The organism is Caballeronia sp. RCC_10 (assembly GCF_041360715.1).
GTDB lineage: Bacteria > Pseudomonadota > Gammaproteobacteria > Burkholderiales > Burkholderiaceae > Caballeronia > Caballeronia grimmiae.
Genome location: NZ_JBFUPT010000005.1, coordinates 78,187 through 100,383, shown reverse-complemented (window position 1 = coordinate 100,383; position 22,197 = coordinate 78,187). Strand labels below are relative to the sequence as shown.

General features: G+C 64.3%; 23 protein-coding genes. 12 read left to right on the top strand and 11 right to left on the bottom strand.

Annotation, left to right across the window (positions count from 1 at the left end):
* Window positions 1–189: 189 nt before the first annotated feature.
* From AB6804_RS11995 to AB6804_RS11985, 3 genes are read right to left on the bottom strand one after another with little or no spacing between them, the layout of a single operon-like run.
* The gene (locus tag AB6804_RS11995; protein WP_370886646.1) at window positions 190–777 is read right to left on the bottom strand and encodes a lactate utilization protein C; all 588 of its coding nucleotides are present in this window, start codon (window positions 775–777) and stop codon (window positions 190–192) included.
* Complete coding sequence (locus tag AB6804_RS11990) at window positions 774–2,165, bottom strand: lactate utilization protein B (RefSeq protein ID WP_370886645.1); 1,392 nt, start codon at window positions 2,163–2,165, stop codon at window positions 774–776. Before AB6804_RS11990 ends, AB6804_RS11995 begins: the two co-directional genes overlap by 4 nt.
* A complete protein-coding gene (locus AB6804_RS11985) occupies window positions 2,162–2,905 on the bottom strand; it encodes a (Fe-S)-binding protein (protein WP_370886644.1) in 744 nt (247 codons plus the stop codon). Before AB6804_RS11985 ends, AB6804_RS11990 begins: the two co-directional genes overlap by 4 nt.
* A gap of 123 nt (window positions 2,906–3,028) precedes the next feature.
* Between AB6804_RS11985 and AB6804_RS11980 the strand changes: the two genes are divergently transcribed.
* The 6 genes from AB6804_RS11980 to AB6804_RS11955 all read left to right on the top strand — a co-directional run bounded on the left by AB6804_RS11980 (window position 3,029) and on the right by AB6804_RS11955 (window position 7,540).
* On the top strand, window positions 3,029–3,799 hold the full coding sequence (locus AB6804_RS11980; protein WP_370886643.1) for a FadR/GntR family transcriptional regulator: 771 nt from the start codon (window positions 3,029–3,031) through the stop codon (window positions 3,797–3,799).
* A 277-nt stretch (window positions 3,800–4,076) separates the two neighbouring features.
* Window positions 4,077–4,556, top strand: a complete 480-nt coding sequence (locus tag AB6804_RS11975) for a CreA family protein (RefSeq protein ID WP_370886642.1) — start codon at window positions 4,077–4,079, stop codon at window positions 4,554–4,556.
* A gap of 61 nt (window positions 4,557–4,617) precedes the next feature.
* Window positions 4,618–5,454 carry an AraC family transcriptional regulator gene (locus AB6804_RS11970; protein WP_370886641.1) on the top strand — a complete coding sequence of 279 codons (837 nt, stop codon included), beginning with the start codon at window positions 4,618–4,620 and terminating at the stop codon, window positions 5,452–5,454.
* 177 nt (window positions 5,455–5,631) lie between these two features.
* Entirely contained in the window at window positions 5,632–6,303 is a 672-nt protein-coding gene (locus AB6804_RS11965) for an AzlC family ABC transporter permease (RefSeq protein ID WP_370886820.1), read from the top strand.
* Complete coding sequence (locus AB6804_RS11960) at window positions 6,300–6,623, top strand: AzlD domain-containing protein (protein ID WP_370886640.1); 324 nt, start codon at window positions 6,300–6,302, stop codon at window positions 6,621–6,623. Before AB6804_RS11965 ends, AB6804_RS11960 begins: the two co-directional genes overlap by 4 nt.
* A gap of 152 nt (window positions 6,624–6,775) precedes the next feature.
* A complete protein-coding gene (locus tag AB6804_RS11955) occupies window positions 6,776–7,540 on the top strand; it encodes a DUF4088 family protein (protein WP_035959632.1) in 765 nt (254 codons plus the stop codon).
* A gap of 12 nt (window positions 7,541–7,552) precedes the next feature.
* On the opposite strand, the gene AB6804_RS11950 is transcribed toward AB6804_RS11955, so the two are convergent.
* The 3 genes from AB6804_RS11950 to AB6804_RS11940 all read right to left on the bottom strand — a co-directional run bounded on the left by AB6804_RS11950 (window position 7,553) and on the right by AB6804_RS11940 (window position 10,543).
* A complete protein-coding gene (locus AB6804_RS11950; protein ID WP_370886639.1) occupies window positions 7,553–9,679 on the bottom strand; it encodes an ATP-dependent helicase in 2,127 nt (708 codons plus the stop codon).
* A gap of 147 nt (window positions 9,680–9,826) precedes the next feature.
* Window positions 9,827–10,084: a hypothetical protein gene (locus tag AB6804_RS11945; protein WP_035959634.1), complete on the bottom strand. Its 258-nt coding sequence runs from the start codon at window positions 10,082–10,084 to the stop codon at window positions 9,827–9,829.
* 66 nt (window positions 10,085–10,150) lie between these two features.
* Window positions 10,151–10,543 (bottom strand): hypothetical protein, encoded by a 393-nt coding sequence (locus AB6804_RS11940; RefSeq protein ID WP_244794323.1) that lies wholly within the window; start codon window positions 10,541–10,543, stop codon window positions 10,151–10,153.
* Window positions 10,544–10,852: 309 nt separating this feature from the next.
* Here AB6804_RS11940 and AB6804_RS11935 point away from each other — a divergent pair, with 309 nt between their 5' ends.
* Entirely contained in the window at window positions 10,853–11,074 is a 222-nt protein-coding gene (locus AB6804_RS11935) for an RNA-binding S4 domain-containing protein (RefSeq protein ID WP_035959636.1), read from the top strand.
* 196 nt (window positions 11,075–11,270) lie between these two features.
* Window positions 11,271–12,704, top strand: a complete 1,434-nt coding sequence (locus tag AB6804_RS11930; protein WP_370886638.1) for an MATE family efflux transporter — start codon at window positions 11,271–11,273, stop codon at window positions 12,702–12,704.
* Window positions 12,705–12,895: 191 nt separating this feature from the next.
* Here AB6804_RS11930 and AB6804_RS11925 read toward each other — a convergent pair whose 3' ends face one another.
* Window positions 12,896–13,204, bottom strand: coding sequence for a helix-turn-helix domain-containing protein (locus AB6804_RS11925; RefSeq protein WP_370886637.1), 309 nt, complete (start codon window positions 13,202–13,204; stop codon window positions 12,896–12,898).
* A 266-nt stretch (window positions 13,205–13,470) separates the two neighbouring features.
* Here AB6804_RS11925 and AB6804_RS11920 point away from each other — a divergent pair, with 266 nt between their 5' ends.
* Together AB6804_RS11920 and fumC are read left to right on the top strand one after the other, a co-directional pair.
* Window positions 13,471–15,129 carry a phospholipase D family protein gene (locus tag AB6804_RS11920; RefSeq protein ID WP_370886636.1) on the top strand — a complete coding sequence of 553 codons (1,659 nt, stop codon included), beginning with the start codon at window positions 13,471–13,473 and terminating at the stop codon, window positions 15,127–15,129.
* A gap of 25 nt (window positions 15,130–15,154) precedes the next feature.
* Window positions 15,155–16,561: a class II fumarate hydratase gene (gene fumC, locus AB6804_RS11915; RefSeq protein ID WP_370886635.1), complete on the top strand. Its 1,407-nt coding sequence runs from the start codon at window positions 15,155–15,157 to the stop codon at window positions 16,559–16,561.
* 27 nt (window positions 16,562–16,588) lie between these two features.
* Here the strand turns inward: fumC and AB6804_RS11910 are convergent, their stop codons facing one another.
* Both AB6804_RS11910 and AB6804_RS11905 read right to left on the bottom strand, forming a co-directional pair.
* On the bottom strand, window positions 16,589–17,122 hold the full coding sequence (locus AB6804_RS11910) for an acyl-CoA thioesterase (RefSeq protein WP_244794318.1): 534 nt from the start codon (window positions 17,120–17,122) through the stop codon (window positions 16,589–16,591).
* Window positions 17,123–17,178: 56 nt separating this feature from the next.
* Window positions 17,179–17,325: a hypothetical protein gene (locus AB6804_RS11905; protein WP_370886634.1), complete on the bottom strand. Its 147-nt coding sequence runs from the start codon at window positions 17,323–17,325 to the stop codon at window positions 17,179–17,181.
* Window positions 17,326–17,468: 143 nt separating this feature from the next.
* Between AB6804_RS11905 and AB6804_RS11900 the strand changes: the two genes are divergently transcribed.
* Window positions 17,469–18,197, top strand: a complete 729-nt coding sequence (locus tag AB6804_RS11900; protein ID WP_370886633.1) for an ArsR/SmtB family transcription factor — start codon at window positions 17,469–17,471, stop codon at window positions 18,195–18,197.
* A gap of 45 nt (window positions 18,198–18,242) precedes the next feature.
* Here the strand turns inward: AB6804_RS11900 and AB6804_RS11895 are convergent, their stop codons facing one another.
* Entirely contained in the window at window positions 18,243–19,214 is a 972-nt protein-coding gene (locus AB6804_RS11895; protein ID WP_370886632.1) for a thymidylate synthase, read from the bottom strand.
* Between the two features lie 134 nt (window positions 19,215–19,348).
* On the bottom strand, window positions 19,349–20,728 hold the full coding sequence (locus AB6804_RS11890; RefSeq protein WP_035959644.1) for a sigma-54 dependent transcriptional regulator: 1,380 nt from the start codon (window positions 20,726–20,728) through the stop codon (window positions 19,349–19,351).
* A 919-nt stretch (window positions 20,729–21,647) separates the two neighbouring features.
* Here AB6804_RS11890 and AB6804_RS11885 point away from each other — a divergent pair.
* A complete protein-coding gene (locus tag AB6804_RS11885; RefSeq protein ID WP_370886631.1) occupies window positions 21,648–22,145 on the top strand; it encodes a dihydrofolate reductase in 498 nt (165 codons plus the stop codon).
* Window positions 22,146–22,197 lie beyond the last annotated feature (52 nt).

Genomic DNA, 22,197 nt, shown 5'->3' with positions numbered 1-22,197 from the left:
GGGGAGCCAAAAAGCATTATCAAAAAGCCCAGTCATTCGACCGGGCTTTTTGTTTTTGCGCGACGCTTTACGCAATGCGACAGGGCGACGTTTCCATTCGCGGTGCGCGATCCAGCGTTTCCGGCTCGGTTCCTAGCATTTTGTCAGTCGGCACGCCCGCCCGCCTTTGTCCGCGCGCAGGCCCCACCCTCACCCCTGCGCCATCCACACCACCGTCAGCGACCTCACGCCCTGCGCCCCGCGAATCAGCACGCCTTCGATATCCGCCGTCGCGGATGGCCCCGTGACCAGCACCGCATAACGCGCGGACTGAAAATCGCGCCGTCGATAAACCTGCTGCAAACCGTCGACGAGTTGCGCGGGATCGAGCAGCACGACCAGATGCTGCGCGAGATAGCCGATCGAATTGACGACGTATTCCTTCTCGCTGAACCACACTGAACCCGTTTCTGCAACGCCGAAGCGTCCGCGCACGACGCCCACATCGACATCCTGCAGCGACGCGGGCACCGTATCCGGCGACAGCTTGCGCGTGGCCGCGATGCCCTCCACCGCCGACGCCACTACCGCGCCTTCACCGAAGCGCGCGGCGATCATCGCGTCGACATCGGCGAGAGTGTGGGCGTGGGCGCAGGTTCCGCCCATTGTGGTGAGCGCGGTGATGAAGCGCGTCATCAGATCGCCTTCGGGCGACGGGAAAACCGGCAGATCGGGGCGCGGGCGCGACGCGGGTTGCGCCGCGCGAATCTTCGAGAGAAATGCTTCGCGAGTCGTCATTTGGCTTGCTTCCGGTTCTTCTTGTACCACTCGTGAAAAGTCTGGACGGGCGCTTCGGGCAAGTCGCGCTGGCGTCCCCAGATGTTGAGCGGGTTGTACAGCACGAAGTTGGGCAGCCGCTTCAACGCGCCGCCAAGCGAGGCGACCGTCGCGCGATAAAGCGTCGGACTCGCGAGCAGTCGCCCCGCCATCCTGAGCACTTCCTTCTTCACGAACGGCACTTCGTGACGCTCCGCGATCACCTCGCGCCACTTGTAAATCTGCTCGTGGATATTGACCTTCGTTGGACACACGTTGGTGCAACTGCCGTTCATCGTCGAGGCAAACGGCAGGCTGCTATAGCGTTTGAGGTCGTGCGTCGGGTTGATGATCGCGCCGATCGGCCCGGAATACGTGCCGCCATACGACAGTCCCCCGCTTCGCCGATACACCGGACACGTATTCATGCACGCGCCGCAGCGGATGCACTTCAGCGAATACCAGAAGTCGTCGAGCGCGAGCCGCTCCGAGCGTCCATTGTCGACGAGGATGTAGTGCATCTCCGTCCCCGGCCGCGGCGCGCGAAAGTGCGACGTGTATTGCGTGATCGGCGAGCCGAGCGCGCTTCTCGACAACATGCGCACGAAGACGCCGAGATCGGCGATCGTCGGAATGATCTTTTCGATGCCGATCGACGCGATATGCAGCGGCGGCACGTTCGCGGACAGATCGGCGTTGCCCTCGTTCGTGCAGACCACGACCGTCCCCGTTTCGGCCACCGCGAAGTTGCATCCCGTCATGCCCGCCGTCTTCTCGCGCACGAAGTACGGCCGCGTGTGCATGCGCTGGCTCTCGGCGAGATAGTGAATGTCGCTGTTGGCGGGATCGGTGCCGATGGTGCGGCCAAAGAGTTCGGCCACGTCCGCGCGCAGCTTGTGAACCGCCGGCACGACCATATGGCTCGGGTCCTGATGATCGAGCTGCTGAATGCGCTCGCCAAGATCGGTTTCCATCACCGTGATGCCGCGCGGCTCCAGATAGTCACGCATGTAGCACTCGTCGGTGAGCATCGACTTGCTTTTCACGAGCGTCGTCATGCCGCGTTCGCTCATCAGCTGGTGAACGAGCGCGTTGTGCTCTTCCGCGTTCGCCGCGAAATGCACGACGACGCCGTTCTTCTCCGCCTGATCGACGAACTGCGCGATGTAGTCCGCAAGATTCGACAGCGTGTGTTCCTTGATGCCCGAAGCCAGCTCGCGCATCGCTTCCCATTCGGGGATGCCGTGCGCCTGCGCGTCGCGCTTGCTGCGCAGATCCCACAGGCGCTTGTCGTGAAACGCGACGTGATCGGTCTTCTGCAGAAACGCGCCGGCCGCCTTGGCGTGATCGATTCGTACGGTCTTGCTCATGCCCGCGCTCCATTCAGGACCTGCGCGATGTGGATGAACCGCGCGTCGAGCTTCATGCGTTCCGCGCAGCCTTGCTGATGCATGAGACAGGACATGTCGCCCGAGACGATGTACTCCGCCCCAGCACCGATGTGGTCGCGCACCTTGTCCTGGCCCATGCGCACGGACACCGCTTCCTCCGTCACCGAAAACGTGCCGCCGAAGCCGCAGCATTCATCGGGGCGCGCAGGCGAGACGAACTCGATGCCCTTCACGCCCTCGAGCAATGCGCGCGGCTTCGAATATCTAACACCGGCGACTTCTGAATTCGATGTCTCGCGAAGATGCCGCACTGCGCTGCAACTGTTATGCAGCCCGACGCGATGCGGAAACTCGGCCCACGGAAACTCGCGGACCCTCAATACGTCGTGCAGGAATTCGACCAGTTCGAAGGTGTTGCGGCGCACCTTCTGCACGTCGCTCGTCTGCTCGATGGCGGTGAAGTGCTCGCGCACATGGTGTGTGCAACTCGCCGATGGCCCGACCACGTAGTCGTAGTCCGCGAAGTTGCGCGCGAACACACGCTCGGCGCCGGCGGCTTCCTTGTGCGCGCCGCTGTTAGCCATCGGCTGGCCGCAGCAGGTCTGATCTTGCGGATAGTCGACATCGACGCCGAGCCGCTCCAGCAATTCGAGCGTGGCGATGCCGACCTGCGGATAGAACGCATCGATGAAACAGGGGACGAACAGGGCAACTTTCATGGCGTATCGTGGGAGGAAATCGCGTGTCTGGTCAGCTTGGTCTGACCAAGACTTTAAGGATCCGGCGCTTTCGTGTCAAACTAGGTTAATCCAGCGTCTTTGCCTGTGCATTTCATTCGACCGATGACCTTCCAGCCCGTCCACTCGCATTCCTACGCCCGCGTGCGCCTGTCCGATGTCGTGTCCGGCCAGATTCGGGAACTGATCTCGAACGGCACGCTGCTGCCCGGCCAGCGCCTGCCCGCCGAGCGCGATCTGGCCGAGCAGTTGAACGTGTCCCGGCCGTCGCTGCGCGAAGCGCTGATCCGCCTCGAATCCGATGGCTTCATTCGCGCGGTGGCGCGAGGCGGCTTCGTCGTGTCGGACGTGACCGCGCCGCTGGTGTCGCTGCCGCTCGCGGCGTTGCTGCAACAGCAGCCGGACGCCAGCGGCGACGTGCTCGAACTGCGTCACGGCCTCGAAACGCTCGCCACGGCCTACGCCGCCGAGCGCGCGACCGAAGCCGATCTCGCGCGAATCCGCGCCGCGTTCGATGCGCTCGAAGCCGCCGTCGCCCAGAAAAGCGCGCGCATCGCGGAAAAGGACGCGGCGTTCCACCTCGCCATCGCCGATGCAACTCACAACGTCGCGCTCGCCCACGTGATGCACGGGCTCAACGAACTCGTGCGCGAATCGATGCTGACTTCGCACCGTCTCGTCGACTATGACGACGAAGTCGAAGCCGACCTGCTCGTTCAGCATCGCGCGATGCTCGACGCAATCATCGCCCGCGATCCGGCGCGCGCCCGGGACTGCGCGGGCGCGCATCTCGACTACGTGCGGGCGCTCTATCGCGACGGCGCAAAGGGGAAGGCGCGCAGCCGCGTTTCTCACGATGACATGACGAATTCGTAACGTGCTCGTAAGATTCGATAGGACTTCGCCTACACGCATTTCGGACGCACACGGCTAACGCGCGATGAACGAACTCGCGATACTGAAACCGTCGTCAACAACATGCGCAAGGAGGACAAGATGCCTTATCTACTCGGATGGCTGCTCGGCGTGCCGGTTATCGTGCTCGTGATTCTGTATCTGATCTTCCATTGAACCGGCAGCAACAGACTGCATCAAAAGCACCGAAGGGCGTCGTTACAATACGGCGCCCTTTTCTTTTTTCCGAAGGATCGTGATGAACCGCGCCGCCCGTCTGACTTCGACCGCATCGCTCGTTTTTCTGCTTGGCGCGACTGCCGCGCACGCGGAGGAAATTGCGAGCGTCAACACGAACTTCCGCATCACCGGCTCGGACCGCGTGAGCGTCGAGGCCTATGACGATCCGCTCGTCGGCGGCGTGACGTGCTATGTCTCGCGGGCGCGCACGGGCGGCGTGAAAGGCACGCTCGGCATCGCCGAAGATCCGACGGAAGCGTCGATCGCGTGCCGCCAGGTCGGGCCGGTCGCGTTCAAGGAACCGCTCAGGCAGAAGAGCGATGTGTTCACGGATCGCATGTCGTTCATCTTCAAGACGCTGCATGTCGTGCGGATCGTCGATGCGAAACGCAACACGCTCGTGTATCTGACGTATAGCGACCGTATCGCGAGCGGCAGCGCGAAGAACAGCGTGACGGCCGTGCCGGTGCCGCAGGGAACGGCGATTCCGGTGAAGTGAGCACGGCTCGCGGGCAGGCGAAGTTGTAAACTGACCAATTCGCCTTCGAACGATCCGCTCAATGAACGCGCCACGTTTCTCCAACGCCGCACGCTACTGGCGCTCGCCGCTCGTGCCGGACGCGGACATGGTCACCGCCGAGTACTACGACCACGAATTCGCGCCGCACTGGCACGACGCGTACACGGTGCCGGTCATCGAAGCGGGCGCGGAATGCTATGACTATCGCGGCTCGCGGTACGTGGCCGAAGCGGGCTCGGTGCCGGTGATCAATCCCGGCGAGCTGCATACCGGCGCGCGGGCCGTGGATGCCGGCTGGCGCTATCGCGTGTTTTATCTGCCGGTGCCATTCGTCGAAAATCTGGCGCGCGAGATGTCGGGGCGCGCGACGGCGGCGCCGTGGTTCGTCGCAGGCATCATCCGCGATACCGATCTGGCCAGGCGGCTCGTGGCCGCGCATCGGGCGCTGGAGCGCGCCGGACAAGCGGCCAGCGCGGACCCGCTCGCCGCCGAAACCGCACTCGTCGATGCGGTCAGCACGCTGCTCGCGCGCGATGCGCTCGAACGGCCCTCGCCCGCTCCGCTCGCTGCCGATGCGGTGCGCGTCGCAACGATGAAAGCCCGCCTCGCCGACGATCTTCTCGAACCCGTTACGCTCGCGGAACTCGCCCGCACGGTCGGGCTGTCGATGTTCCATGCGGCGCGGCTCTTCACCCGCGAAACGGGTCTTGCGCCGCATGCATGGCGCAATCAATTGCGCATCGCGCGGGCGTTGCCGGCGTTGCGCGCGGGGACGTCGATCGCGCATGTCGCGGCGGCCAGCGGGTTCACCGATCAGAGTCATTTCACGCGGCACTTCAAGCGCGCGTTCGGCGTTGCGCCGGGACGCTGGCGCTAAGTTCGCCGTTTCCGCTTCGCGACCGCAAGAACGTACAAGCCGGCCAGGGCACGACTGGTTATCCTCCGCAAGCTGGCAACACGCACATGTCGTACTGGAGGGAGGACCACCTTGACCGCATCATCATCCACCAATGCGCTGAGCGAATTCGCCGCCGGCGCGCGTGACACCATCCCGATGATGATCGGCGCCGCGCCTTTCGGCGTCATCTTCGGCACGCTCGTCACCGCGAGTCCGCTCGCGTTGTGGCACGGCCAGCTCATGTCGCTCGTGGTGTTCGCCGGCTCGGCGCAGTTCATCGCGGCCGGCATGATTGCCGGGAATGCGAGCTTCGCCGTCATCTGGGCGACGACGTTCGTCGTCAATCTGCGGCACATCCTGTATTCGGCGACGCTCGCGCCCTACGTCGCCCATCTGCCCGCGCGCTGGCGCTGGGCGCTGGCCGGCCTCATGACCGACGAAGTCTTCGCCGTGGCCTACGCGCATTACCAAAAACGCACGGCGGGCGAAATCGGGCCGCATTACTTCTTCGGCTCCGGCGTCGCAATGTACCTCAACTGGCAAGTGTGGACGCTCATCGGCCTGTTCTTCGGCGCGGCGTTTCCGGGCCTCAAATCACTCGGGCTGGACTTCGCGATGGTCGCGACGTTCATCGCGATCATCGTGCCGCAACTCGTCGCGGCGCGCTTCGTGGCGGCGGCGCTGGCGTCGGGCGTGCTGTCGTTCGCGTGGCAAGGCTGGCCGTACAAGCTCGGCCTGCTCGCGGCGGTGCTCGTGGGCGTCGTCGTCGGCATGCTGCTGACGATGACGGACGCCAAAGCGGGACTCGACAAGGAGCGCGTGCGATGAACTATGTGCTGCTGATCTTCGGAATGGCGCTCGTCACCTATGTGATCCGCGCCGCCGTGTTCGTGCTCGGCGAGCGGCTCACGTTTGCGCCCGTCGTGCGTACCGCGCTCGGCTTCGTCCCGGTGACGGTGCTGACCGCGATCATCGTGCCGATGACCGTGTCGCCGCACGGCACCGGCGCGGAGCTGACCTGGCGCAATCCGCAGCTCGTCGCGGCGGTGGTCGCCGTCGTCGTGTGCGCGTTGACGAAGCGCACGCTTTTGACGATCGCCGTGTCGCTCGCAGTGTTCTTCTTCTGGCAACTGGTCGTGTTGCGTTAGGCGTTGCGCAGTGCGCGCCTTACAGAAGCCACTCAAGTTTCCGGCTCCCGCGCCGATATCAGAATCGAATGGCCTCCGCTCTGCCGGCGGGCCGACAGCATCTCCCGCGAGTGGGCCATCGGGCTGCCCCGAGCGCGGAACCGGAAACCGACATGCCGCAAATCACCCTTTCGCTTCGCGACGAGACGATCGCTTCGCTGCAACGCGACTTCGAAGCGTTCTTGCGTCTCTCGCTGAAGCTCGACCCTCAGTTCATCACGCCGTCGTTCGAGGACTTCCTGCGCGCGAAGCTGCTCGACAACCCCACGCCGCTCACCGAGCAGGCCGTGCAGCGCATGCTCACGCACGGCCAGTACGCCTGGGCGAAGCGCGCGCTCGACAAGGAGTTTCCGGACGTCGTCGAAATCCTGATTCGTCAGGCGGCGGAGCACGGCTTCGCGTTCGCGATTCGTTCGGACTGGAGCGCGGAAGATCTGCTGAAGGCATCGCGCGAATGGGCGGCGGCGATCGTCACCGAGGCGAAGGGCGATGTATCGCAAGTCGATGTGCTCGCCTCGCAGATCAAGTCGGCGGCGGCGGATATCCGCACGGTCGAGGAAAAGATGCAGACGCCGGCCTGGCGGCTCGCCGATTCGCTTCGTCAGCGTGTCCATGACGCGAAGGTCGCCGTGGAAACCAACGTCGGCTCGACGGCGCGCGAAAAGCTCGGCGAACTGCGCGCGCTGCTGCGCCTCAGCATCTTCTATGGTTCGGTGCAGAAGCAGGAAGCGCAGCAGTTGCTCGAATATCTGCGCTCGCTGCGGCCGGAATTGTTCGTCGAAGAGCCGTATGACGGCTTCACGCGGTTCGCGGCGTGGCTGCGGAGCATCTTCGGTCACGCGCCGCGGGCGGCAGGCGCGACGCGGGCCTCGCGCTAACGAGGGCGCGCCCTACTCCCACATTCCCTTGAGCCGCGCGGCGATATCGATCTTCGCTTTCGCCGCCGCCGCTAGCCCTGCCGCCGTCGGCGCGGCGGCGACCGGCACGGGCGGCCATGCGGCGGCCTCGAAGTGCGGCATCAGATGCGGCGGAATGAAGCGCGTGCGCTGCGCCCACACGTGCCTGTCGCCGAGGTTCGTCTGGTTGTGCACGTAGAACCGCTGCGGCGTGATCACGTGCAGGTCTTCCTTTGCCCGCGTCATGGCGACATACAGCAGGCGGCGCTCTTCGTCGAGTTCCTCTTCGCTGCCCGTGCCGAGATCGGACGGAATGCAACCGTCGACGCCGTTAAGCACGAACACGTTGCGCCACTCCTGCCCCTTCGCGGAATGGATGGTCGAGAGAATCAGATAATCCTCGTCGATGAGCGGCACGCCCGATTCATCGCTTGTCGCGTCGGGCGGATCGAGTGTCAGTTCGGTGAGAAAGCGCTCGCGCGTCGGATACGTCGACGCGATGCTCTCCATCTGCATCACATCGCCGATGCGAATGGCCGCGTCCTCGTGGTTGCGCTCCAGGTGCGGCTCGTACCATCGGCGGATCATTTCGAACTCGGCGGGCCAGCCCGATTCCCGCCCGCAAAGCCTGCCCATCAGGGCGACAAAGCGCGGCCAGTCCTCGCTCGCGCGTGCGGGCGCGCTGAAGGCTGCGATGGCATCGGCTGCCCGCGCGTTCTGGGCGACGCCGTCAAGCAGGCGTCCCGCGATCGCCGGCCCGACGCCCGGCAGCAGTTGCGCGACCCGAAAGCCCGCGACGCGGTCGCGCGGATTCTCGGCCCAGCGCAGCACCGCGAGCACGTCCTTCACGTGCACCGAATCCAGAAACTTGAGCCCGCCGAACTTCACGAACGGGATGTTCTTGCGCGTCAACTCGATTTCGAGCGTCGCGCTGTGATGCGCCGCACGAAACAGCACGGCCTGCGACTTGAGCTTCATGCCGCCCTTGCGCGCCTCCAGCACCTTTTCGACGACATAGCGCGCCTGATCGGCCTCGTCGGCGACGGAGACGACGCGCGGCTTCTGCGCCGATGCCTTGTCGGTCCACAAGTCCTTCGTGTACCGCTCGGCGGCAAGCCCGATGACCGCGTTCGACGCTTCGAGAATGGACTGCGTCGAGCGGTAATTGCGATCGAGCGTGACGGTCGCGGCGGGCGGATCGAAGTGTTGCGGGAAATCGAGGATATTGCGCACGGTCGCGCCGCGGAACGAATAAATCGACTGCGCATCGTCGCCGACGACGGTGAGGCCGCGCCCGTTGGGTTTCATCGCGAGAAGAATGCTCGCCTGCAAGCGATTCGTGTCCTGATATTCGTCGACGAGCACGTGATCGAAGCGGCTCGACAGATCGGCGGCAATCGCCGGCTCCGCCGCGAGATGCGACCAGTAGAGCAGGAGGTCGTCGTAGTCGAGCACGCTTTGCGATTGCTTCGCGCTGACGTAGGCGGCAAACAGGCGCTTCAGATCGGCTTCCCACTCGCGGCACCACGGAAACGACTGATCGAGCACCGTCGCGAGCGACGCGCCGGTGTTGACCACGCGCGAATAGATCGCGAAGCACGTCGACTTGGCCGGAAAACGCTTTTCCTTCGACGACAGCCCGAGTTCGTGCCGGACGAGGTTCATGAGATCGGCGGAGTCTTCGCGGTCGTTGATGGTGAACGAAGGCGCAAGCCCGACGATATCGGCGTAATCGCGCAGCAGCCGCGCGCCGACGCCGTGAAACGTGCCCGACCACGTAAGACCTTGCGCGATGGCGCTGCGGTTGCCGAGCGCGTTCGTGGCGATGCGCGAGACGCGCCGCGTCATTTCGAGCGCCGCGCGGCGCGAAAACGTCAGCAGCAAAATGCGATGCGGGTCCGCGCCCTTCACGAGCAAATGCGCGACGCGATGCGCAAGCGTGTTCGTCTTGCCCGATCCCGCGCCCGCGATGACGAGCAGCGGGCCGCCGGTGCGGCCCGGTTCGTCCACGCCGAATTCGACGGCGCGGCGTTGCCCGTCGTTCAGTTTCGCGAGATACGCCGCTGCGGCCTGATCTTGAGTGCGGGATGATTCGGCGGCGGTGTCGGGGAGCGTGAGCACGAGGACTTGAGCGGTGGATAGAAGTGACGCGACACTGTATATCCATACAACCCACGCGTGCAAGCCTTTGTCGACGCTAGCCTTTTGGCCCTAAAACGACAACGGCCCGCGAACAAGGCGCGGGCCGTATCGACGGAAGAAGACGCCCTAGTCGGCCTTCTTCGCGTTCTTCAGCTTGGCATCGGCTGCGGCTTCGTTCGCTTCCGATTGCGACTCGGTCTTCTTCTTGTCGGCCTTCGCCTGCGCGACGGCCGCGTCCTTGTCGGCTTCAGCCTGCTTCTTCGCGGCTTTCTTGTCGGCGTGCGTCATCGGCGCATCGCTCGTTTGCGCGATCGATACCGCGCTCACGCTCGTCAACGCGCCCGCGACGAGCGCCGCCAGCAACGCATTCGTACGTCTTGTCATGGTGTTCTCCCGGTGTGGTTGCGCAACGCCTCGCGACGCCCTCTTGCGGGCGTCGCGGCGACCCGTTTAGTGCTGCTCGCCCTGATCCTTCGGCGTGCGGTCGGCTGCGGCGTTCAAATCGTCCTTGGCGGCCTGCTTGTCGGCCTTCTTGTTGATCTTCGCGTTGCGCACTTCCTGCTTGTACTGCGCCTTCGCTTCCTTGTCCGCGGCCTTCAACTCGGCCTTCGACGCCTTCTTCGACGCGCGGTATTCCGCGTTCGCCTGGGCGTCGGCGTTGCGCTTCTGCACCAGCGGATCGGTCGATGCCGGCGCGACGAGGTTCTGCGGCGGCGGCGCGAGTTGCGCCTGGGTGTCCGCGCCCGGTGCGGGCTGCATCGGCTGGGCGGTTTGCGCTTGCGCGCCGGTGGCTGCGAGGGCGGCGAATGCGGTGCCGATCATCAAAATTCGAGCCTTAGTCATGAGCTAGTCCTCTTTTTAGTGGCGCCGGCGGCTTGGCGCTCTGAAAGCGCTGTGCGCGACGCGTTGGCGTTTAGAAGATGACCGAAGCTGCATCGATCAAACTAACAGACCCGGCGATCGGTGATGGAGTTTCGCGAAATCAGTCGCTGTTACCGTCCGTTTCACTTGGCTACATTTGCTACCGAATTCGCCGACGATCGGCCATAAAGCGTTTTGCGTCCGATCGTTCGCGGTCGACATTGACAGAGCACGAGGCGTACCCGATGCCTTATGATGGCTTCCTTCGCACCTTTCACTCTTCCGCCCGCCATGCCGCAGCTCCAGTTCACCCTCACTGGCGATCACGTCGAACTCCACAATCTGCTCAAGCTGATGGGCCTTGCCGATAGCGGCGGCGCCGCGAAGGCGCGCGTCGCCATGGGCGATGTCACCGTCGACGGCAAAGTGGAACTGCGCAAGACGTGCAAGATCCGCGCGGGCCAGGTCGTGATGATCGACGGCCAGAAGATCCGCGTGCGCGCGCCTGCCTGACCCATGGCGTCGGGTTTGCGCCGGCGCGCCGCCGGATTGCCAAAACCCGGCCATAACGGAGCGCGGCATCGACATGACGTGCGTGAGGCAATAAGCTAGTCGTCTTTCGTTCTGGTTTCAGCGTCGGCCCTTTGCGCTGTTCACCGCCTGACCGCGCGTTTGCTTCGCGGCCAGTTCCGTTCCGTTTCCTTCGACCATGCCATCGCACACCACGCGCGCCACGAACGCGTATCAGGGACCGCCGACGCTGTCCCGCCATGCCGTCGACACGGCGCGCCTCGCCGCGCCGCTCGCCATCGCGCAGCTTTCTCAAATGGCGATGGGCGTCACCGACACCATTCTCCTCGGCTCGCTAGGCCCCGACGCGCTCGCTGCGGGCGGGCTCGGCGCGAACCTGTTCTTCGTCGTCGTGACGCTGCTGCAGGGCGTACTGACGTCGGTGAGCGTGTCGGTGGCGCATGCGCGCGGCGCGAACGCGGAAGACCGCGTGCCTCGCATCTACTGGACGGGGCTGCTGCTTTCCGTGCTGCTCGCCGTGCCCGCGTTTGCGCTGTTGAGCTACGCCGAGGAGCTCCTGCTCGCGTTCCACGAACCGGCGACGCTCGCGCGCAACGTCGGCGAATATTGCGCGATGCTGCGCTGGGGAACGCCGGGCAGCCTGATCGGCATCGGGATGATGCGCGCGTTTCTGCCGGCGATCGGTGCGGCGAAGCGGCTTCTGTGGGTATCGATCGGCGGCGTGTTCGTCAACGGCTTTCTCAACTACGGGTTGATTCACGGCGCGTACGGGCTGCCGCGCGAAGGCTTTGTCGGCTCGGCGGCGGCGACGACCATCACCGTCTGGCTGACGGCGTTCGCTCTCGTGGCGCTGCTGCATCTGCGGCCGCGCTATCGGCATTTCGTGCTGGCCGCGCGTCCGCATCTGCCGCTTCTCGGCGAACTGTTCGGCATTGGCTGGCCGGTGGCGATCACCTATGGCGTCGAATCGACGCTCTTTCTCGCGACCGGAATGATGGTCGGCCTGCTCGGCGAATCGCCGCTCGCGGCGCATCAGATCGCGCTCAACGTGGCGTCGGTGGCGTTCATGGTGCCGCTCGCGATCGGACAGGCGGCGAACGTGCGCGTCGGCTACTGGATCGGCGCGGGCGTGCCGGTGGCGGCGCGTCACGCGGGCTTCGTCGCGCTGGCGCTCGGCGTCGGCTTCATGATGTGCTCGGGCCTCGTGCTGATCGTCGCGCCGCACGCGATCGTCGGGCTGTATCTGCATCTCGACGATCCCGCCAACGCGCGTACCGTGTCGCTCGCGGCGTCGCTGCTGGGCGTGGCGGCGGTGTTTCAGATCGTCGACGGGATGCAGACGGTCGGCTCAGGCTGTCTGCGCGGACTCAAGGACACGCGCGTGCCGATGCTCGCGGCCGCGTTCGGTTACTGGGGCGTGGGTTTCCCGACGGGCTATGTGCTCGCGTTTCACTTCGGGCTGGGCGCGAAGGGCTTGTGGTGGGGCCTCGCGGCAGGGCTTGCGAGCGTCGCCGTCTTGATGACCCTGCGATTTCATCGCATTAGCAGGCGGCTCGTCGATGCAAATCTCAGGTCCGATGGCGTGGAGACGGCGCCGCGTCGCGCGGCCTAGGCTTGCGGTCGCCTGCGCATATGCAAAGCAGGAATGCTTGGTTGGGGCGCGCGGGCGTCGTCGTTAAGATGAACCCGTCTCCTCCTTGAGACTCCAGTAACAGGGGTTATAGGCCCGCTCTGCCGAGCGGGCTTTTTTTCGTCTTCACACTGGGATGAACTTGCGAAAGAAGCTTCAAGGTCGGCTGCCGTCTACGACGCTGGCAACTGGCAGCGAGCGATTGAAAATGTCGAGAGGACCGCCCCGCCTTCATCCAATGCACATGTCGACCTTTCAACGAAAGCCACAATCGACCGCAATCCCTCGATGTTCAGCACGTCGATCCTGCGGTAGCGCGTTTCGATCAATTCCGCATCCCTGAGGCGCCTCAGGGCGGCGGCGGCCGCCTCTCGCGTGACGCCGAGCGAATCCGCGATGTCCGCCTGGCGCGTGCCAACCCATTGCTTGCCCTCGTCCTCATCCGCTTGCGCCAGCAGGAACCGGGCGACGCGTTGCGGCACCGATCCACGCAATGCGCTGCCGAGCCTGTCGCCGCGCGGCCGAGCACTTCGTCCTTGCAGCGGCCGGGCGCGCACATGAGGCCAAAGTCGAAGTGACACTCAGGCCGGGCGGCGGTTCGTCGAAGGACGTCGCTGCTTTTCATAAGCGAGTTCTCGGCGCGCACACTTCTTGCTCCGTTACCATGACACAACCAACGCGCTCGCAACCAGCCGAGCCGCCTCTAAACAATCAAAAGAGAGGGCGCTAAGTGTCGGAAAGCCGGGGAATGTCGAAAGCCGCATCAGAAGCGGCGCACGTTAAAACGCGAAATACACGGGCAAGATCCATCGCAGCGTTAGCCGCGCTCGCCCTTACTGTCACTCTCAACGCCTGTGCGACCCGCCCGCCCGCGACGGCTTTCGCTCGTCCGCAGACGCACGCGCTGGCCGCAACCGCAGCGACGCCGCTGGCCAACGCGCTGGCGCCGCTCGAAAAGCAGCATCCCGGCGAATCCGCCGTGCGCCTACTGCCAACCGGCACCGATGCGCTGCAGGCCCGCGTCGCGCTCGCCCGCGCAGCGTCGAAAACCCTCGACATGCAGTACTACATCGCCGAGGAAGACAACACCGGGAAGCTGTTGCTGGGCGCCGCGCTTCATGCCGCCGATCGCGGCGTGCGCGTACGTATGCTCGTCGACGATCTGAACTTCAAGGATATCGACCGCATCATGGCGGCGCTCGATTCGCATCACAACATCGAGATCCGCGTCTTCAATCCGTATGGCAGCGCGCAGCGGAGCTTCTCCGAGCGCACGCGCAACTTCTTCACGAACCTCGATCACTTCACGCGCCGCATGCACAACAAGGCGATGATCGCGGACAACCAGATCGCCATCGTCGGCGGGCGAAATCTCGGCGACGAATACTTCAGCGCCAGTCCGACGCTGCAGTTTCGCGACCTCGACGCGTTCGTCGCCGGCCCCGTCACGCAGCAGATATCCGCGAGTTTCGACGACTACTGGAACAGCACGGTTTCCTATCCGCGGCGCGTGCTGAACAAGCAGAAATTCGATCCCGCCGATCTCGACAAGACGCGCGAAGAACTCCGCGCGCACTGGCGCGCCAACGCCGACCCGCTCAACGCCAAGCCGCTCAACGCGACGCCGCTCGACCAGCAGATCGCACGCGAGCAAATGGGCCTTTACTGGGCGCCGACTGAATTCCATGTCGATTCGCCGTCGAAGATCGAGCATCCGAGTGACGACTACAAAAGCCCGCCGCTGACGCGCCTTGCCGATCTGCTCAAGAACGCGCAGAAGGAGTTTCTGATCCTGTCGCCGTATTTCGTGCCGCACGACGCCGGCGTGAAGGCGCTCGGCGATCTCACGCGGCGGCACGTCCGAGTCGCGGTGTTGACCAACTCGCTCGCCGCCACCGACGCCGTCGCGGTGCAGGCGGGCTACGCGCCGTATCGCGTTCCGCTGCTGCAAAACGGCGTAGAACTATACGAATTCAAGCCGATGCAGGCCGAAGGCGAAGGCCGGCCGACCGCCGGACTGTTCGGATCGAAGTCGCGCGCGAGCCTGCACGCGAAGGCGTGTGTGATCGATCGGAGTATCCTCGTGATCGGTTCGATGAATCTCGACCCGCGCTCGGCGCAGCTCAACACCGAACTGGCGCTCGTGATTCACAGCAAGCCAATCGCCGAACAAGCCGCCGGCCTGTTCGACCGCGGAATCTCGCCGCAAGCGAGCTATCGCGTCGAACTCGCGAGCGCGGCGGTGATGGCGGAACTGCGCCGCACGGGCTCGCCGCAATCCGGCCTCGTGTGGACGACGCAAGAAGACACCGGGACGGTCACCTATTACTACGATCCGGAGGCCGGCCTGTATCGCAACCTGATGACGGGCCTCTTCATGATGCTGCCCGTCGACAAGCAGCTTTGATCAACCTCTTTCGGAAATTCAGGCCATGACACAGAACGCGCAAGGCGATGTACGCATGGAGAAGGACACGTTCGGCGAGATCGCCGTGCCGAACGGCAAGCTATGGGGCGCGCAGACGCAGCGCTCTTTGCAGAACTTCAAGATTTCGACCGAAAAGCAGTCGCCCGAGCTGATCACGGCGCTCGCGATCGTCAAGCGCGCAGCCGCCGAAGTGAACGCGGAACTCAAGCAGCTCGACGCCAAAAAGGCCCAGGCGATCATGCAGGCCGCCGACGAGATCATCGACGGCAAGCATCCCGATGAATTTCCGCTCGCGGTCTGGCAGACGGGTTCCGGCACGCAGACCAACATGAATCTGAACGAGGTGATCGCCAATCGCGCGAGCGAGATTCTCGGCGGGCCGCGCGGCGAAGAGCGCCTCGTGCATCCGAACGACGACGTGAACCGCGGCCAGTCATCGAACGACGTGTTCCCGACCGCGATGCACGTCGCCGCCGCTTACGCGATCGTCAAGCATCTGGTGCCGTCGCTGAAAACGCTGCGCGATACGCTCGACAAGAAGTCGAAGCAGTTCGCCAATATCGTGAAGATCGGCCGCACGCACTTGCAGGACGCGACGCCGCTCACGCTCAGGCAGGAGTTCTCCGGCTATGTCGCGCAACTGGATCAGGGCGTCCGTCACGTCGAAGCGACGCTGCCGCATCTCTACCAGCTCGCGCAGGGCGGCACGGCGGTCGGCACGGGCCTGAACGCGCATCCGGAATTCGCGGCGAAAGTCGCGCAGGCGATCGCCAAGCTCACGGGCCTGCCCTTCGAGACCGCGCCCAACAAGTTCGAAGTGATGGCCGCCGCCGATGCGCTCGTCGCCGCGCACGGCGCACTGAAAACCGTCGCCGCGAGCCTGATGAAAATCGCCAACGATATTCGCTGGCTCGCGAGCGGGCCGCGCTGCGGGCTTGGCGAATTGTCGATTCCGGAGAACGAGCCGGGCAGTTCCATCATGCCGGGCAAGGTCAACCCGACGCAGTCGGAAGCCGTGACCATGCTCTGCTGTCAGGTCTTCGGCAACGACGTCGCGGTGAACATCGGCGGGGCAAGCGGCAATTTCGAGCTGAACGTGTTCCGCCCGATGATCGCGCACAACGTACTGCAGTCCGTGCGGCTGCTCGCGGACGGCGCGCGGAGCTTCAACGACAACTGCGCTGTGGGCATCGAGGCGAACGAGTCGCGCATCGACAGCCTGCTGAATGAATCGCTGATGCTGGTGACCGCGCTCAATCCGCACATCGGCTACGACAAGGCCGCGCAGATCGCGAAGAAAGCGCACAAGGAAGGCACGACGCTGAAAGCCGCCGCGCTCGCGCTCGGGTACGTGACCGAGCAGCAGTTCGACGAGTGGGTGAAGCCGCAGGACATGGTCGGCAGCAAGTAAGCCGCTCCCTGCGCGAAAGAGCGGCCGTCAGACCTTGCCGGCCGCCACTTCTTCCGGCTTCAGCTCGACGATCGCGTCGAGCGCGTCCTTGACGTCCATCGCGTAACGCGCGAGGCGTTTCTCTTCGTCCGATTCCGGTACGAACGCGGGGACGGGCGTCGGCTGGCCGGATTCATCGACGGCGACGAACACCATCAGGCAATCCGTGGTCTGCGCAAGCTCGCCGACTTTCGGATCGCCTGCATGGACGGAAATGTGGATGTGCATGCTGGTGCGGCCCGTCGTCACCACGCGCGCGCGCAGTTCCACGAGATTGCCGACCAGAATGGGCCGCCTGAAACGGATATTGCCGACGCTCACCGTGACCGCATAGCGGCCCGACCACATCGCGGCGCACGCATAGGCGGTTTCGTCGATCCATTTCATCAGCGCGCCGCCGTGCACCTTGCCGCCGAAGTTGACCGATGTCGGCTCGGCGAGGAAACGGAACGTGGTTTCGGCACGGCCCTCGCGCACGGCGGACGGCAAAGGTGATGCGGAAGGTTGGATCGGCGAGTTCATGGCGGGAAGCAAAGCGGATGGACGAAGCGCCGATTATAGGGCCGCAAAAAGTGCGGCTAGTCGTGAACCGTGATGCCCTGATCGATGGTGCCGTACATCGTGATGCTGCCACCCGACCTCGCCGACGATGACGACGGTCCGCCCGCGCATCCCGCGCAGACAACGAGAACGCCGAGCGCGGCGGCGATGATGAGTTTGGACATGCGAATCCCCTTCAGACGTGCATTCGAGGCAATGCGGCCATTCTAGCGCCGGGGCGGCTGCATCGACATTTCATCCCAATGTGAAACGTCGGTTGCCGGCGCGCGCTACGATGGAAGCCTCTACCCTTCGTGGCAGCAGCGACATGAACAACGACGACTCACGCGCCCGCCATTTTCCCGGCCTCTCGCGCATCGGCGCCTTGCTCGCCGATCCGGGCCGCGCCGCCATGCTGTGGTCGCTGATGGACGGCGCGGCGCGCCCCGCCGGCGAACTGACGATGATCGCGGGCGTCTCGCCGTCCGCCGCGAGCGGGCATCTCGCGCGTCTGACCGAGGGCGGGCTGCTGGCGCTCGAAGTCAGCGGAAGGCATCGCTATTACAGGATCGCGACGGCGGATATCGCGGCGGCCATCGAAGCGCTCGCAAATCTGGCTCGCGCGAGCGCGCCGCAACGCGCGCCGGAGCATCGCCCGAGCGCCGTGCCGCTCGACATGCGCTACGCCCGCACCTGCTACGACCATCTTGCAGGCGAACTGGCGGTGCGGATCTTCGACGGCATGATCGCGCGCAACTGGCTCGCAGCGGCGATGCACGGCCCCGGCACGCTCGACGCCACGCCCGACGGCATACAGGCGTTCGCGGAGCTGGGCATCGACATGAAGGCGCAGCGGGCGCGGCGCCGGCGCTTTGCGTGCACGTGCATCGACTGGAGCGAGCGCCGTCCGCACCTGGGCGGCGCTTTGGGCGCGGCGCTGCTTCATGCGTGCGAGGAACACGGCTGGATCGAGCGCACGGCGAAGCGTCGCGTGCTGCGCGTGACGCCCGCCGGACATCGGCATTTCGACGACTTCTTCACTGGGCGACAGGCGTAAAAAACGCGGCCGTGGCCGCGCTTCGTGACATCGCCCAACGCCGGATCAGACGGCCATCGGCGCACTGATCGGATCATGATGCCGATACCCTTCCAGCGCGAAGTCCGTCGGCTCGACCTTTTCCAGCCACTCCGGTTCGTATTTCTTCGTGACCGCGTAGTCCGGCACGCGGTCGGAGATGATGAGCTGCGGCGCGGGATACGGCTCGCGCTTCAACTGCTCGCCTAGCATATCGAGTTGATTTTCGTAGATGTGCGCGTCGCTGATGAAGTACGTAAACCAGCGCGGCGTGTAACCCGTCAGCCGCCCGACCAGATGCAGGAGCGCCGCGCCTTCGGTCAGATTGAACGGCGTGCCCAGCCCGACGTCGTTGCTGCGGATATATAGGCACAGCGAGATTTCGCGCTTCGTCACGTTCGGAAGGAACTGATACAGCAGGTGACACGCGGGTAGCGCGATCTCGTCGAGCTTGGCGGGATTCCAGGCATGAAACAGAATGCGCCGGTCGGTCGGGCGTTCGATGATCGTATCGAGACACTGGCGCAACTGGTCGATCGCCTTGTAAAGCAGCACCTTCTCGCGCCCGCTTTCGACGAAACTCGTCACCAGTTCATAGCCGCGATTGGTCGCATCGGCGATCTGGTCGCCTGCGCTCGCGTCGATCAGCTTGTAGGCCGGCCATTGGCGCCATTGCACGCCGTACACATCGCCGAGATCATCCGTTCCCTGGCGATACGGATTCTCGAGCCACTGCGGATTTTCGTTCGCGTTCGCGTCCCAGACCTTGCAGCCGAGCGCGCGAAAGTCCGCGGCGCTGCGCGACGCGCGTAAGAAGCCCACCATTTCGCCGATCGCGGATTTGAACGCAAGCTTCTTCGTCGTCACGGCCGGAAAGCCTTGCTGCAAGTCGAAGCGCAACATCGCGCCCGGCATGCTGATCGTGCGGATGCCGGTGCGGTTTTCCTGCCAGGTGCCGGTATCGAGGATCGTCTGGACGAGCTCGAGATACTGTTTCATTGATGTTCCTTGGATGCCGGCACGAGCCGCGCTAAGAGAGCAATTTTACCAAGCGGGACAATGCGCTGCTTTGCGTCGCGCAAAAGACAACGGGCGCCTTGCGGCGCCCGTTTCGTGCAGCGACGCGGCGTGCGTCAGCCGCGCGTGGCGTGCTCCGGCGGGGCGTCGACTTCGATGTGGCGCATGCCATGCGCGCTCAGCAGCCGATACAGCGTGACGCGCGAAATGCCGAGTTCATGCGCGGCATCGCCGAGCCGTCCGCGATGGCGCAGCAGCGCGAGTTCGATGGCCTGCCGCTCCGCCGCTTCCCGCGCCTGCGCCAGCGACACCGGCGCGACTTCGACGTACTCGCCGAGCTCGAGATCACGCGCGGTGATCTGACGGCCTTCGGACATCACGATGGCGCGCCGCACGCGGTTAATGAGCTCGCGCACGTTGCCCGGCCAGCCGTAGTTGTGGATCGCGGCGATCGCGCACGGCGAGAAACCGCGCAGACGACGGCTCGCGTCTTTTTTGAAGCGATCGAGCATGTGCTTCGCGAGCAGTTCGATGTCCTTGCCGCGCGCCCGCAGCGGCGGCTCGTCGATCTGCAACACGCAAAGACGGTGATACAAGTCCGCGCGGAAGCGTCCTTCGATCATCGCGGTCTGCATGTCGACGTGCGTCGCCGAGATGATGCGAACGTCCACCGGGGTGGAGCCGTGTCCACCGAGACGCTCGACCTTGCGCTCCTGCAGGAAGCGCAGCAGGCTCGCCTGGCTTTCGAGCGGCAAGTCGCCGATTTCATCGAGGAACAAGGTGCCGCCGTTCGCGGCTTCGACGCGCCCGATCTTGCGCTGATTCGCGCCCGTGAACGCGCCGCGTTCGTAGCCGAAAAGCTCCGATTGCAGCAGATGCGCGGGAATCGCCCCGCAGTTGATCGCAACGAACGGCTGGTCCCGGCGCGCCGAGCGCTCGTGGATGGCGACCGCCGTCAGTTCCTTGCCGGTGCCCGATTCGCCCGAGATGAACACGGGCGCGTCCGTCATCGCGACCTTGCGGATGGAGCGGAACAGCGCGAGCATCGCGTCGCACGAGCCGACCATTTCGCCTTCGGCGCGGCCTTCGGTGCGCGGATCGTTCGACGCGGCGTCGTGCAGGGCGACCATGCCATAAGCGTGGCCGACGGAATCGACGATGCGGTCATTCGACGTCGGCAGCGTCACATAATCGAAGCAATAGTCGCGGATCAGCCGGCGCACGGCGGCGTCTTCGAGTTGGCCGGAGACGGTCGCGGCGACCCAGCCGACATTGGTCATGGTCAGCGACGATTCGAACGCCGCCAGTTCGTGTGATTCGAAGTGACTCGACAGGTCGAGCAGCCCGCCCATTGCCAGATCGCTGCGCAAGGCTTTACGCGTGTCGCGCGCGCTCGCCACGATTTCGATTTGCCAGCCGCGTTCCTCGAATCGCGCGCATAGCGTCTCGCTTGGATCGCGAGTTACATAGATGAGTTGCCGCCGAGCGACGTCCATTATTCAGATCCTTGGTTCAACGTTCGTTGAAAAGGTCGCGTAGTTCAGGCTCGCGCTACATGCAGACTTCGTTGTCCTCGCACGTGCTGCGAACGGACTTGCAATTTCAATACGTTGCCCCCGGGAACACGGTGCAGGTAACACCTGCGCCCCTTCCGCGAAACCCTTTTTGTATGATTCTGCGCCGCAGTCGAGAGACTACTATAACCCAGAAACGGCGAAAACAGATATGCCGAACGGCCGCCGAATTAGCCGAAAGTCCTTGCTGGCTGTGCGTCGGCAGGTAATAACGCCGATTTATTAAATCGTCGCATGACCGCCTCTATTGCGCTCAAGCCTAACCCGAATCGCGCGGGCTTTCACGCTTTTCCGGTGCAGCGTTTCACGGGTGAAACGTTTTCGCGCCCAACAAAGCCGGCTTCCTGAGTGCGGCTTTCCGAGTGCCTTGCACCGCAAGGCACAAACGCAAATGGCACGCATTTGGCTTTGAACTTATCTGGCGACGGACTCTTTTGCGCGCCCGCGCATAACGGCGAAAATCGTTTCCCGCATGTGCTCATACCGGGCCTCCAATAACCTTATTCCCAGAATGCGATTCCGGAATAAATTGCTGGCATCTTTCTTGGTCAAAGATGGCTCTCGATAACTTTTTACCGCGCGACTCACTGGCCGAGGCGCAATTGCCTGAAGCACACGACGCTGCAACCGTCGACGGTTTCAGTTGGAACGCTTGCGAACGTCCGAGAATTGCAAGGCCCAGCGTTACGCTTTGGGACGAAATCGCGCCTGAAACGCGGAGCACGAAAGCCGATCCCGCGGACGACTTCCCCAAAGCCTGACGATTGCCGCCGGAACGCGGGACCGCGTGCGCGGGGTAGAATCGTGCCCCCGCCTTTCGCGGCCTGAATCCTACTTGCACATGACGACGCTGACTCTGATCGTCGCCCGCGCGCGCAATGGCGTGATCGGGCGCGATAACCAACTGCCCTGGCGCCTGCCGGAAGACCTCGCCTTTTTCAAACGCACGACGATGGGCGCGCCCATCATCATGGGCCGCAAGACGCATGAATCGATCGGCCGGCCGTTGCCGGGGCGGCGCAATATCGTCGTGACGCGCGATTCGACGCTACGCTTTGAAGGTTGCGATACGGTGACAAGCATCGACGACGCCCTCGCCCTCGCCGCCGCCGATGGCGCCGCGGAAGCCTTCGTGATCGGCGGCGCGCAGCTATACGGCGACGCGATCGGCCGTGCGCACAAGATGATCGTCACTGAAATCGACGCGGACTTCGACGGCAACACGCGGTTCGAAGCACCGGATGCGTCGCAGTGGCGGGAAGTGTCCCGCGAGCCGCATCGCGCCGCGCCCCCGAACGATTTCGGCTTCGCCTTCGTGAGCTACGAACGGCGCGCATGAATGACAAAGGCCCCGGACGGTCGCAACTGTCCGGGGCCTTTTATCCGCTATA

Bases quoted from the DNA above. Each gene is read 5' to 3' on its own strand.
- AB6804_RS11970 (WP_370886641.1), top strand. From the start codon at position 4,618: ATGAACGCGCCACGTTTCTCCAACGCCGCACGCTACTGGCGCTCGCCG.
- AB6804_RS11905 (WP_370886634.1), bottom strand. From the start codon at position 17,325: ATGTCCAAACTCATCATCGCCGCCGCGCTCGGCGTTCTCGTTGTCTGC.
- AB6804_RS11960 (WP_370886640.1), top strand. From the start codon at position 6,300: ATGAACTATGTGCTGCTGATCTTCGGAATGGCGCTCGTCACCTATGTG.
- AB6804_RS11900 (WP_370886633.1), top strand. From the start codon at position 17,469: ATGAACAACGACGACTCACGCGCCCGCCATTTTCCCGGCCTCTCGCGC.
- AB6804_RS11990 (WP_370886645.1), bottom strand. From the start codon at position 2,165: ATGAGCAAGACCGTACGAATCGATCACGCCAAGGCGGCCGGCGCGTTT.
- AB6804_RS11965 (WP_370886820.1), top strand. From the start codon at position 5,632: ATGATGATCGGCGCCGCGCCTTTCGGCGTCATCTTCGGCACGCTCGTC.
- AB6804_RS11890 (WP_035959644.1), bottom strand. From the start codon at position 20,728: ATGGACGTCGCTCGGCGGCAACTCATCTATGTAACTCGCGATCCAAGC.
- AB6804_RS11985 (WP_370886644.1), bottom strand. From the start codon at position 2,905: ATGAAAGTTGCCCTGTTCGTCCCCTGTTTCATCGATGCGTTCTATCCG.
- AB6804_RS11920 (WP_370886636.1), top strand. From the start codon at position 13,471: ATGTCGAAAGCCGCATCAGAAGCGGCGCACGTTAAAACGCGAAATACA.
- AB6804_RS11895 (WP_370886632.1), bottom strand. From the start codon at position 19,214: ATGAAACAGTATCTCGAGCTCGTCCAGACGATCCTCGATACCGGCACC.
- AB6804_RS11975 (WP_370886642.1), top strand. From the start codon at position 4,077: ATGAACCGCGCCGCCCGTCTGACTTCGACCGCATCGCTCGTTTTTCTG.
- AB6804_RS11995 (WP_370886646.1), bottom strand. From the start codon at position 777: ATGACGACTCGCGAAGCATTTCTCTCGAAGATTCGCGCGGCGCAACCC.
- AB6804_RS11955 (WP_035959632.1), top strand. From the start codon at position 6,776: ATGCCGCAAATCACCCTTTCGCTTCGCGACGAGACGATCGCTTCGCTG.
- AB6804_RS11930 (WP_370886638.1), top strand. From the start codon at position 11,271: ATGCCATCGCACACCACGCGCGCCACGAACGCGTATCAGGGACCGCCG.
- AB6804_RS11935 (WP_035959636.1), top strand. From the start codon at position 10,853: ATGCCGCAGCTCCAGTTCACCCTCACTGGCGATCACGTCGAACTCCAC.
- AB6804_RS11885 (WP_370886631.1), top strand. From the start codon at position 21,648: ATGACGACGCTGACTCTGATCGTCGCCCGCGCGCGCAATGGCGTGATC.
- AB6804_RS11945 (WP_035959634.1), bottom strand. From the start codon at position 10,084: ATGACAAGACGTACGAATGCGTTGCTGGCGGCGCTCGTCGCGGGCGCG.
- fumC (WP_370886635.1), top strand. From the start codon at position 15,155: ATGACACAGAACGCGCAAGGCGATGTACGCATGGAGAAGGACACGTTC.
- AB6804_RS11940 (WP_244794323.1), bottom strand. From the start codon at position 10,543: ATGACTAAGGCTCGAATTTTGATGATCGGCACCGCATTCGCCGCCCTC.
- AB6804_RS11980 (WP_370886643.1), top strand. From the start codon at position 3,029: ATGACCTTCCAGCCCGTCCACTCGCATTCCTACGCCCGCGTGCGCCTG.
- AB6804_RS11910 (WP_244794318.1), bottom strand. From the start codon at position 17,122: ATGAACTCGCCGATCCAACCTTCCGCATCACCTTTGCCGTCCGCCGTG.